The sequence below is a fragment of the Fluctibacter corallii genome (genome assembly GCF_025751585.1).
Taxonomy (GTDB): domain Bacteria; phylum Pseudomonadota; class Gammaproteobacteria; order Enterobacterales; family Alteromonadaceae; genus Fluctibacter_A; species Fluctibacter_A corallii.
The window spans coordinates 383772-395458 of sequence record NZ_JAOWKX010000005.1 but is presented as its reverse complement, the minus strand read 5'-3'; the positions used below and the strand labels follow the sequence as shown (position 1 = coordinate 395458).

The following is an 11687-nucleotide window of genomic DNA, read 5'->3' as shown; positions in this document are numbered from 1 at the left end:
CAACCAGCCTGAATCCTCTATCTTGCTTGGCTTTAATTAAATTGGTAATCGTGGCAATATGGATGAAAACGAGCACATGCTCGGTAGAAAAACGCGCAATTTGCGCATTATTAAATTGTTAGGCATCAGGAGCAATAGTGAAGTTAGGTGATATAAAAGATAGATTGATGCCCATGCTTGATGATGCACATTGGGCAGAGAAAGCGTTGGATGCAGAGGATAATCAGTACACTCGTAGAGCATATATTCGAAGCCTATTTGCGTTAATCGAAGGCTCCACATGGACCTTAAAGCAAACGGTACTTCATGCTCCTGTACAAGAAGGAAAAGTAAAAAAATTGAGTGCCGCTGAGTACGCATTGTTATCTGATAAAACATATGACCTTAAGAGTAACGGGCAGCCTAAAGAGCAAGCAAAGTTTCTAAAGCTGCCAGAAAATATCAGGTTCACTTTCTTGGTCGTAGAAAAGTACTTCAGAATAGAAGTTGATCTAGAAGTTGGCAGCGACCCTTGGAATAAGTTTCTTGAGGCGCAACAGGTCAGAAACCGTATCACCCACCCCAAAACCCCCTCAGAGTTCGAGGTATCGGATTCTGAAATATCAGCCTGCAAAGTGGCGTGCTCGTGGTTCAACGAGTTAATAGCTGCCTTCTTTAATGGTTTAGTTCAATCTACTGCAAACGGTGCGGGTGAAAATGCCTAACAAGGTTATCAACTTCGCGCCTTCGGCGCCGGACGCAGCAAAGCTGCGCCAGTTATAACGCCGTTAGCCCCCTTATCTCAATTTTAAAGTTTTTTGAGACAAAACCTAGTTTTTAATATACTCTTATCTCAATTATTCACAATTTTGAGATTACAATGATTGCTTCTCCACCAAAAGAACTTATCAGTAACCCCTTGCAGCTCGCTCTGGAGAAGCACAGTGAGCACCTGAAAGAATATATTGAACTTTTATCTCCTACCGACAATAAAGGGAGGTACCTTCACTATGACCAGCTTCGTTATAGATTTTCCAACGATTTAGATAAAGATTTAGCATGGTCAATTGTAAAAACTGCTAGATTTAGACAATTAAAAAGAATTCTTCCTCTTGGGGATTCCAATGAAGTGGGGCGTTTTTTTCTGACTCCCAACATGCAAAAAGCCATAAGTGAAACAGACAGGAATACAACAAGCGCTTCTCTCGAGTGGATGTGCTCAAAAATCGGTGAAGAAAAGCACCTCGAATACTTATTAAATGATTTGGTCGAAGACGAAGCAATAAGCAGCAGTCAACTCGAGGGAGCTGCTACTACTACTGAAGTTGCAAAAGACTTGTTGAAAAGGAAACGAAAGCCTAGAAGCCTAGATGAAAAAATGATCATCGGTAATTTCAAAATGATGAATTTCGCATGGGAGAATAGAGATAAAGATCTAACACTTGATTTTATTAGGGACTTACATCAAATCGGCGTCGATGGGATTGACGATGATAACTACACACCAGGTGTGTTTCGGAAAACTGACGATGTGAAAGTTGTTGATGCTGAGGGTAATATTGTTCATCAGCCGCCTTTAGCAGAAAACCTGAAGGCCCGTTTAAAAAAAATCTGTAGTTGGGTAAATAAATGTCATCACGATACAGATAATCGTGACTACTTCCATCCATTGGTAAAGGCAATCATAATTCATTTTCTCATCGGTTTTGAGCATCCATTTAGAGATGGAAATGGGCGAGTTGCAAGGGCTCTTTTCTATTGGTATATGTTTAAAAATGATTTTTCTGCATTTAGATACATCACTATAAGTCTGCTATTGAAAAATGCACCTGTTCAATACGGGAAAAGTTATCTTTATACAGAATCAGACGAAATGGATTTGACTTATTTCATTGATTATCAATGCTCAATAATTATTAGGGCTATAAACAAGTTTAAGGACTCTTACCAACGGACTCTAAAAGAGGCTGAAGAGTTTAATGTTTGGCTATGGAAATCTGGTTTATATAAAAAATTATCTGATAAACAACAGAAAATATTCCAAGTAGCACGGAGCGGAGTTGCTCATTTTTTTACGGCTTCGAATGTAAAAGAAAACTTAGGATGTTCCTATAATACTGCATCTTCTGCACTAAATGGCCTTGTAGACATGAAACTCTTCAAAAAGGAAAAACAAGGTCGTGAATGGGTTTTTAGCATGGTAAGCCAAAAGAAAATTCTTAAAGATTGGAATGCGAAAAAATAGATCGGGAGCTAACAATCACATTAAGTCGCTCGCTGGGAAAGTAACACGTGGGCACTGTCGCTTCGCTCGGATTTTAGCCCACGTGTTACTGCCCCTTATGTGGGCGTTAGGTAAACAAGGAGAGTTGTGAAAAAGCATTTATTTACTGTAACAGGGTTGGTTCTATTATTGTCGGCTTGCACTACAGGAAAATTATTTACAACTACTTCAACGGGGGAGCGTATTTTGACGTGCGACGTGGAGTTTGTTGGTCTCCCAAGTGTTGACAAATTTGCAGTAGAATATGCTCTTAGTCTTTGTGCTAAAGATGCTGTCAAGAAAGGTCGTAAGTTAGACCCTTCGCAAGAATATTTGCTAGCCATTGATACGAGTATTCCTAAACCACCATGTGGTCAGCAATGGGATCATGAACTTGCAAAACAAAATTACCATCAGGGTCAGCTATCAAAGCGTGAATATGGTTATATTGTTGCAAATATCGATCTAGGTTTATCAGTCACCAATGAATGTTTACCTAACAAAAAGCTTAAATCGGACACAAAAACGTTGGCTCGCGCAGGCGCGATTATAGCCAACGTTTCTGTGCCGTTTAGCTAAGCGTTAACTGTCTCCATGAGCCCAGATAGAGTAAACATAATAAACACAGTTCGGTTGATATCTGATCTTGAGTCTCAGGTGAAGTACCAAACTACTACAACTGCTAATGTTGCTTGGGAGCTGGTGAATCAATGGTTTGATGATTTTTATCACCCGAGTGCAGAATCATTTAGGAGTTCTTTTTCAACTGACGAGTTAGACGTGTTAGAAGAGTTTGATTCGTTCTATGATGAAAGAGTTAATACTTTAGCCGATACCTTGATTGAATTGCATAAAAGCAACGAATGGAAAGAAGTAGTAAACAAAGCTAATTGGGTTTTGGTTACTTTAGGATGGAAGGAAGTAATTGCAAAGTATGAAGACAGTTAACAAGTTGCCGAATTACGCCCGCTTCGCAGGCGGGACAATTACTCTCCGGGCTTCGCCCAACAACGTTCGCAATTGCCCATTGGCAAGGCGTTCAATGTCAGCTTTGCAGAATTCACAACTCTATTCCTATCATCTCCATTAGATCGCCTCAACACAGCTTGCGACTGTCCGTTCCTTGCCTTCAGCAGACATCCCCCTCTGATAGGAGTTTAGCAGAAAACATCACTTCATCACCCGCTGTTGAGATATTCACCCTACTCTCTCCACTGATCGCCGATGATGGGGTCGTCTTCTTCCACTTGCTCCCAGCGGTATTGTTTTTCTTGCATTTTCGGGTCGCGGTTGTGCCATAAACACGCTGACACGATGCCCGCTAATGCGCCAAAGAAATGGTATTCGAAGGAAATATGTGGCTCTCTGGGAAATATAGTCAATACCATCGAGCCATACATAAAGAACGCAATCATCATTAGTACCACTGAGCGCTTGTCGCGCCTGAACATGCTGACCACTAACAAAAAGAAGAATAAGCCGTGCGTTAAGCCGCTTGCGCCAATGTGTGTCGCGCCTCTTGCAAACAACCACACTCCGATACCAGATATCAGCCACACCACGGTTAATACGCGTATTCGACTTTTTGGATACCCATACCACAAACCAGTAGACAGTAGCAGTAATGGCAAGGTGTTACTGAATAAATGGGAGTAAGAGCCGTGAATCAGCGGCGCAGTCAAAATCCCAACTAATCCGGTTAATTCCCTTGGCACCACGCCGAGGAAACCCAAGTCCACATTAAACAACACTTCAACAGATTTAATACACCAGAGTATGCTCACAACGAAGCTGACTTTGATAAGAATGGGGGTAAATAAACGAATTGGTTTCATGTTTACGTTATTGGGACAAAATGGGAGAACGCAACCCATTGAACGCAGCGAGTGAGTAGAGGCATGCAGTCAGGCGTTGTTTTAGCCTAACTGCATGTATATATCGTAGCTTACGCTATCGTTACACTTGATAATGTTTGCTGATAGGTAGGTCGCGTATGCGTTTGCCACTCGCATTGAAAATTGCATTTGCCAAACTGGCGGCCACTGGCGGTGTACCCGGCTCTCCTACTCCGCCCGGTGGTTCGTCATTTTCAATAATGTAGGTGTAAATACGCGGGCACTGGTTCATTCTTAAAATTTGATAGTCGTGATAATTCGACTGGTCGACCGCGCCATCGGTAAAGGTTATCTCGCCCATTAGTGCCAACGATAAACCAAATACCATTGAGCCTTCTTGTTGCGCTTTCACGCGGTCAGGGTTAACCACGGTTCCGGCATCTATCGTTGAGTGCATTTCCAGCACGATGACTTTTCCGTCTTCTACTTTTACCTTGGTCGCGACGGCAACATAAGACACAAAACTACGATGTACGCTGATCCCCCAGCCCTCGCCTTTTTTAGTCGGTTTATCTGCCCCCGATTTTTCCACAACCAATTTAATCGCATGTTTGAGCCGTTTTGTATCTATGGGTTGCTCTTCTAGCGGCGCTTGATAGTTGCTGTATTCAAACCCTTGTGACTTCACATCTACAATACGGTCATCGCCCAATAAAGATAGCCACATAGATAGCGGATCTTGCTGGTTTTCATGTGCCAGTTCATCCACAAAGCTGCCTTGAGCGAAGGCATGATGGATATTACTCACTGAACGCATCCACCCAATACGGGTGTGACCTTCTGCTTTGTTTTTCTCACAACTGAGGTGCTTAACAGAAAATGGCATATCACCAAAGCCCAGAGATAGTTCGCCTGTTTGAGGTGAATCTGTTGTACCTGTGAAAGTAAAACTGATGCTCGGAAATGCCGTGCGCTGAATCCAGCTGTCTACGCCTTTATCACTCATTCCCGCTTGATAGTGCATGGCACTCACTGCATGGTAATAACCATGTTGCATGTCGTCTTCACGGCTCCACACCACTTTCACAGGACGTTGCGCTTTTTTAGCCAAATACGCGGCTTCCACTACATAGTCTGGCTTTGATTTTCGGCCAAATCCGCCACCTAGCAGAGTAACATGCACGTTAACGTCTTCACGTTCTAGTTCAAAAAACTCAGACACCACGCGTTGCGCCCGCTGAGGTGCTTGCGTACATGCCCAAATTTCAAACTTGCCATCTTTGTATTCAGCTGTTGCCGATACGGGTTCCATTTGTGCGTGCACAAGATAAGGCACGGTGTAGGTAGCTTCAAACTGGCGAGCGGCATTGTCGTATTCGCTGTATGCATTGCCAGCAGAGCGTATCACTTCGCCTTTTTCTAACACCCGTTTTTTTAAGGTTTCATGAAATGGCCCAGACTGGTGAGCAGCATGTTCGCCAAGATCCCACTTAATGTTTAAGGCTTTTCTGCCTTGCAACGCAGACCACGTATTGGTGGCAATCACAGCAACACCAGAAACCGGAGAAAATAACGCGGGCATGGCTTGTTCTGGCATAAGAATAACATCGACTACGCCTTTGACTTTCATTGCCGCATCTTTATCAAAAGAGGTGACTTTTCCGCCCGTGACAGGGCATCGCTCAATACTGGCAAAGACCATGTTGGGTAACCGAACATCCTGACCGAACGTGGTGTTCCCTGTTAGCATGTCATCCATATCCACGATTTCGACATCTTTACCAATTAACGAAAAGTCGGCTTTGGATTTGAGTGTAATGGTTTTCTCGTCAGGTAAAGCGCGCTTACTGGCACTTGCCGCCAACGAGGCAAATGTGGCACTGCGAGAACCGTCTTTCATAACAATCTGGCTGTCTCGTGCTTCTACGTCAGAAACTGAGACGCCCCACTTTTCAGCTGCTGCTTGCTCAAGCATGGTACGTGCTGTTGAGCCCATTTTTCGAAGGGTGTTAAACACGCCGCGTACAGAGCTCGAACCATCTGTATTTTGGCTACCGTAGGCTTGATTTGCTAAGCCTTGGACGACGCGAATGGTATCCCAGCTGGCGCCTAGCTCATCAGCAATAATTTGCGGGACGCCAGTTCGTACGCCTTGCCCCATTTCACTTCGATGGCAAACAATCTCTACCGTATTATCTTCTAGAATGCTAACGAATAAATTAAGCCGGGTGCTGTCGGCATTATCAGATGCCCAAACTGGCATACTCAATGGCGTAGTTGCCCCCAATACTAATGCACCGCCAGCTAGTCCAGTCAGCTTTAAAAAGCGACGTCGGTCAAGAGAAGTTAAATTCTTCATTTCGCCTCTCCCTTATTCGCCTCTGATATCTCCATAAGGGCAGACTTAATTCTTGTGTAGGTACCACATCGGCATAAATTGCCTTTCATGGCCTCGTTAATCTGTGCTTCGTTTGGACTCGGATTCTCTTCAATCAGTGCCACTGCGCTCATTATCTGACCAGACTGACAATACCCACACTGAGGCACTTTGTGTTTTTTCCACGCCTCTTGAACCTGATGTTTGCCATTTACGGCTATACCTTCGATGGTTGTCACCGATTTATTTTGTATCGCAGAAACTGGCATTACGCAGGCGCGGATGGGTTTGCCGTCTAGATGCACGGTACAGGCACCACATTGTGCCATTCCACAGCCAAACTTTGTGCCTGTCATGTCGAGTTCGTCGCGTAAGACCCAAAGTAGAGGCATATCGGGGTCAACATCAACGGTTGTCGGTTTTTCATTTAGGGTAAATTTAATCATGTTGGGTCCTTGTCGTTATTATTGACCACAGACATCGTCCAGCAACGAAGTGCTTCTTGTGTATCAAGATCATGTTTTGCCCGTTCGAGCGCAACCTCGACACGTGCATATTGGTTGTCATGGATAACACACTTCGCCCCTTTTTTATCATCAATTGCGATAAGTTGCGCAAATCGATCGGCAGGGAAAATAGCGGGCACACCCAGTGTGTTTTCATATTTCGCGCAAATTAGCGAATCTGGATGGGCGATTGCGTTTGCGTGTAATAATTGAATATCGTCTTCTGTCAATGCAAGCTGGTCTCCAAGCACTAATAACAGGTGCGAGCATTGGCGTTCAATGGCCTCATTCACCGCGCACTTTATACTGGCGCCAATCCCGTTTTGCCAATTGGGGTTATTCACCACGCTAAAAGGTGGCTTAACTAACGTGCTAACCTCCTGCGCAAACGCTCCCACCACCACACAGTGTTCGCAATCGGCAAGGTCTGCACGTAACACTGTATTTTGCGCACGCTGTAAAAGGGGTTGCCCGTGAATGTCAGCAAATTGTTTTCTGCCACCAAATCGCGAGGATTCACCAGCAGCAAGAATAGCAACCAATGTTTTCACGTGTGTAAAGCACCTGATAAAGAATGGGCGGTTTGACGTGCAAAATAGGCATGGGCCTCTGAAATAATCGATAAGGCAATTGATTCAGGCAAGTCGCCACCTAAGTTCAAACCTGCCGGACTTGCCAATTGATAACGTAAATCTGACAGTGTCAACGCTGCTCTGGACATTACTTTTTCTGCCCGATGGCTTGGCCCCAGCAACGCCACGTATTTCGCGGAGCTATTGTTTAATGCAGTCAGCCCCGCTGCATCAATTGATACGCTATGGCTCATAACAACAGCACCCTCTATACACGTTAATACCTCTAGCGTTGGTAATGTTGCTATAGGGCTTCGAATAAGTCGATCCACGCCTTTAAAATCCGATGGACGCGCATTTCGAGTGCGAGGGTCATACACACTCACCTCCCAACCCATTTGCTTGGCGAGTTGCGCAACCGGAATCGCATCAACACCACCACCAATAATGAGTAAATGTTTTGGCGGCTCGAGTCTGAACGTGACATAGTCTGACGATAACTCGGCGTTAGTATTAGGCGTAACACAGTGATTATCAGGTGTTGTAGAGCGTATGTTTAGCGAATAGTGTGCAGCTAACCGTGAATTCAGGCGAGTGCTGAGTTCCTCCAACCCAAGGTATTGATTGTCTTTGCGGATGGGTTGCAGCACTACCTCTATTTTGCCGCCACACCCCAACTCAGGCCCTTGCCCTTCATATTCGTCTGATAAATCGTAGATTCGATATACGCACTGATTCGCATCAAGACATTTTCGCGCGTGCAAAAGAAGATCTTCATCTATACATCCCCCACTCACCATACCGAAATACTGGCCATATTCGTTGATGAACATCATCGCGCCTGGCTTTCTGTATGACGATCCTTCAGTGCGAACTAACGTCGCCAGTACCCAAGCACAGTCGCCTTTATGATTTAACCAATGATTGAGAAGCGCTTTGGGGTGATTGTGAATCAATATATTCTACCTTTACCTTTGATTTTCTGGTGTTAATTACCAGTGTCTCTGAAATTTTATCTTGTATGGCCTGGCGATTAGGATCCCACATCAATTGCAGGAAGCCCAATAAACCCGTGGCGATACCCGCGCCGTAACCGCCGTAACGACCAAAGCTTTCCCACAAATTCATTGCACTTCCATCGAGTTTGACAACTTTAATGCCAAACACCTTTTTACCCGGCGTGTACCCACCTAACCACGTGGTAAACGCAGTAAAATATAACGCAGCCCAACCAAAGCCTAGACCAAGATCACCCGCAATGCCTTTAGCCCATTGAACAAGGCTGTAACCAAAAGTGTCATCTTGTTCTTCTGCCTCTCGTTCTTGAACAGTGGCGTCTTCTTGAGGGTTGATATCTGCGATTTTTTCTTCGTGTTTAGACGTTAACAGCTGATAAAGGTCGCCTTGAATACGTTCTCGATCAGATGCCGAAAAAACCTGTTCAACGTCGTTTAACTCATCGGCAACTAGGCTTTTCCTGGTAGGCAACGGCAAGTCTAATTCCGCTATCAATTCGCCAAACTCAAACAACGCAGTTTCGTAACACGCAGCCTCACTGGCGCATTCGCCGTGGGTGATACGGTTAGGAATGTCTTTGACGCTCTGTTTGTATTTTGCAGAATAAGCCAATAACTCAATCGCGTCGGTGACAGCTACATTACGAGCGGCAGTGTCTTCACTATCGACAACAAGCACGTCAGAACGCGACGATTGAGGTTTACTAGGCGGATCTTGTGGACCCACCAGCGCATCAAATAGGCCAATAGCAAAGACAAATAGTAATGTGGCAGTCATAAATCTTAAGAACAAACGCAGTGCATTATAGTTTTTTTTCAGCTTTAGTCGGTTCCCTGCTCTGAAAAACATCACAGCAACAAAACCAGCTAAAAACACAGGACTTACGTCGGTTAAAATCAAAACTAACAGTAAATCTAACAGTAACGCGCCTGCTCGCTGTAGCGGCGTGGCAAGTGCTCGACCAATTAAGTCATCAGATACTGAAAAAGCTTGCGGCGTGACTACCTCTCGGGTTTCTTTGCCTTTACCGATATGCAGGATATTTACTTCGCTTCCTTGCACGTCTTTTACCTCTTAATTAATGCTTTTATACCGTCAGTGAGCCCGTTAATCGTCATAGGAAACATCTTCCCTTCCATTAACTCATGCAAAATTTTGATCGATGCGTAATACTGCCAATACGCTTCTGGTTGCGGATTAAGCCAAATAGCATGGCTATATTGGTTTAATAAGCGTTGCAGCCATACTGAGCCCGGCTCTTCGTTCCAATGTTCAACACTGCCACCCGCATACGTAATCTCATAAGGACCCATGGTGGCATCACCGACAATAATCACTTTATAGTCAGGGCCGTATTTGTGAAGAATATCCCAAAGGGGAATAGACTCTTGATGGCGGCGTTGATTATCACGCCACACACCTTCGTAAATACAGTTATGAAAGTAAAAAAATTCAAGGTGCTTGAACTCCGTATGCACCGCCGAAAACAACTCTTCACAGGTTTGAATATGTGCATCCATCGAGCCGCCTACATCAAAAAACATCAGCACTTTGACCGCGTTGTGGCGCTCTGGCACCATTTGTATGTCTAAATACCCTGCGTTTTTCGCTGTTTTTCCAATCGTGGCCTGCATGTCGAGTTCATCGGCTGCGCCTGTTCGCGCGAATTGCCTGAGTTTACGTAGCGCCACTTTAATATTGCGCGTTCCCAACTCCACATCAGACGATAAATTTTTAAACTCGCGTTTGTCCCATACCTTTACTGCAGAAAAATTACGGTTGCCATCTTGCCCAATACGAATACCTTCTGGATTATACCCATAGGCCCCAAACGGCGATGTACCACCAGTGCCTATCCACTTGTTACCGCCTTGGTGGCGCTTTTGCTGCTCTTCAAGACGTTTTTTCAAGGTCTCCATTAATTTATCGAGCCCACCCATTGCCTCGATTTGCTTTTTTTCTTCTTCGCTAAGGTGTTTCTCAAATTCTTTACGCAACCATTCATCTGGTATGTCTTTGCCAAACAAATCGATGGCCTCCACACCCTCAAAATAGTCAGCGAACGCACGATCAAATTTGTCGAATTGGCTTTCATCTTTTACCAAAGTAAGCCGTGACAAATAATAGAAGGCTTCAATATCGGCAAACACCACGCCTTTTTCTAACGCGCCAAGCAAATCCAGCAATTCACGTAAACTGGATTTCACCTTGTGCTTTCTTAATGTGAAAAAGAAATCTACCAACATTATCGGCGAGCCATAAATACCAATTTTTCAAATAGGTGGATGTCTTGTTCATTTTTGAGCAAGGCACCATATAGTGGCGGAATGGCGGTTTTATTATCTTTGTTTTGCAATGCCTCAGGCGGAATATCTTCGGCAACCAACAGCTTCAACCAGTCGATTAACTCTGACGTAGATGGCTTTTTCTTTAATCCGGGTATTTCACGAATACCAAAGAAAGACTCAAGTGCTTGTTCCAGCAACTTAGGTTTCAGATTAGAAAAATGCACATCAACGATATCTTGCATTTCTTCTTTACTTGGGAACGCAATGTAGTGGAAAAAGCATCGACGAAGAAACGCATCGGGTAACTCTTTTTCATTGTTCGACGTAATAATGATGATTGGGCGATGTTTCGCTTTCACCAATTGTTGCGTCTCGTATACAAAGAACTCCATTTTGTCGAGTTCTTGGAGTAGATCATTTGGAAATTCGATATCTGCTTTATCGATTTCATCTATCAGCAAAACGGGAGGTTTTTCAGATTCAAATGCCTGCCACAGTTTGCCTTTCACAATGTAGTTTGCGATATCTTTTACACGTTCATCACCTAGTTGAGAGTCACGTAAACGCGAAACCGCATCGTATTCATACAACCCTTGTTGTGCTTTGGTTGTAGATTTAATGTGCCATTGAATCAACTCGGTTCCAAGGGAAGCAGCAAGCTCTTCAGCCAGCATCGTTTTGCCTGTACCGGGCTCACCTTTAATTAATAGCGGTCTTTGTAGCGTGATTGCTGCGTTTACCGCCAATTGAAGCTCTTTACTCACGATGTAGTTATCAGTACTGCCAAAAGACATGAAAAATCCTCAGAACTTGTTAATGTATGTAAATTAAAACGATAAGATATAGCGAA

12 protein-coding genes are annotated in these 11687 nt (G+C 44.2%); 4 read left to right on the top strand and 8 right to left on the bottom strand.

Annotation, left to right across the window (positions count from 1 at the left end; genetic code table 11):
* Positions 1–137 precede the first annotated feature (137 nt).
* The 4 genes from OE749_RS11875 (at position 138) to OE749_RS11860 (ending at position 3190) form a co-directional block, all read left to right on the top strand.
* A complete protein-coding gene (locus OE749_RS11875; protein ID WP_263712677.1) occupies positions 138–704 on the top strand; it encodes a hypothetical protein in 567 nt (188 codons plus the stop codon).
* 155 nt (positions 705–859) lie between these two features.
* Positions 860–2224 carry a Fic family protein gene (locus OE749_RS11870; RefSeq protein WP_263712676.1) on the top strand — a complete coding sequence of 455 codons (1365 nt, stop codon included), beginning with the start codon at positions 860–862 and terminating at the stop codon, positions 2222–2224.
* 126 nt (positions 2225–2350) lie between these two features.
* Positions 2351–2821 (top strand): hypothetical protein, encoded by a 471-nt coding sequence (locus OE749_RS11865; RefSeq protein WP_263712675.1) that lies wholly within the window; start codon positions 2351–2353, stop codon positions 2819–2821.
* Positions 2822–2899: 78 nt separating this feature from the next.
* Positions 2900–3190, top strand: coding sequence for a hypothetical protein (locus OE749_RS11860; protein WP_263712674.1), 291 nt, complete (start codon positions 2900–2902; stop codon positions 3188–3190).
* A 254-nt stretch (positions 3191–3444) separates the two neighbouring features.
* Here OE749_RS11860 and OE749_RS11855 read toward each other — a convergent pair whose 3' ends face one another.
* From OE749_RS11855 to OE749_RS11820, 8 genes are all read right to left on the bottom strand, one after another.
* On the bottom strand, positions 3445–4077 hold the full coding sequence (locus OE749_RS11855) for a rhomboid family intramembrane serine protease (RefSeq protein WP_263712673.1): 633 nt from the start codon (positions 4075–4077) through the stop codon (positions 3445–3447).
* A gap of 121 nt (positions 4078–4198) precedes the next feature.
* Positions 4199–6436, bottom strand: a complete 2238-nt coding sequence (locus OE749_RS11850; protein ID WP_263712672.1) for a molybdopterin cofactor-binding domain-containing protein — start codon at positions 6434–6436, stop codon at positions 4199–4201.
* Positions 6433–6900, bottom strand: coding sequence for a (2Fe-2S)-binding protein (locus tag OE749_RS11845; protein WP_263712671.1), 468 nt, complete (start codon positions 6898–6900; stop codon positions 6433–6435). Before OE749_RS11845 ends, OE749_RS11850 begins: the two co-directional genes overlap by 4 nt.
* Complete coding sequence (locus tag OE749_RS11840; RefSeq protein WP_263712670.1) at positions 6897–7511, bottom strand: nucleotidyltransferase family protein; 615 nt, start codon at positions 7509–7511, stop codon at positions 6897–6899. The genes OE749_RS11845 and OE749_RS11840 overlap by 4 nt, the downstream gene beginning before the upstream one ends.
* The gene (locus OE749_RS11835; RefSeq protein WP_263712669.1) at positions 7508–8488 is read right to left on the bottom strand and encodes an XdhC family protein; all 981 of its coding nucleotides are present in this window, start codon (positions 8486–8488) and stop codon (positions 7508–7510) included. Before OE749_RS11835 ends, OE749_RS11840 begins: the two co-directional genes overlap by 4 nt.
* The gene (locus OE749_RS11830) at positions 8439–9611 is read right to left on the bottom strand and encodes an RDD family protein (protein ID WP_263712668.1); all 1173 of its coding nucleotides are present in this window, start codon (positions 9609–9611) and stop codon (positions 8439–8441) included. Before OE749_RS11830 ends, OE749_RS11835 begins: the two co-directional genes overlap by 50 nt.
* Before the next feature lie 5 nt (positions 9612–9616).
* Positions 9617–10795: a vWA domain-containing protein gene (locus tag OE749_RS11825; RefSeq protein WP_263712667.1), complete on the bottom strand. Its 1179-nt coding sequence runs from the start codon at positions 10793–10795 to the stop codon at positions 9617–9619.
* Positions 10795–11631, bottom strand: a complete 837-nt coding sequence (locus OE749_RS11820) for an AAA family ATPase (RefSeq protein ID WP_263712666.1) — start codon at positions 11629–11631, stop codon at positions 10795–10797. Before OE749_RS11820 ends, OE749_RS11825 begins: the two co-directional genes overlap by 1 nt.
* Between the last annotated feature and the right edge of the window lie 56 nt (positions 11632–11687).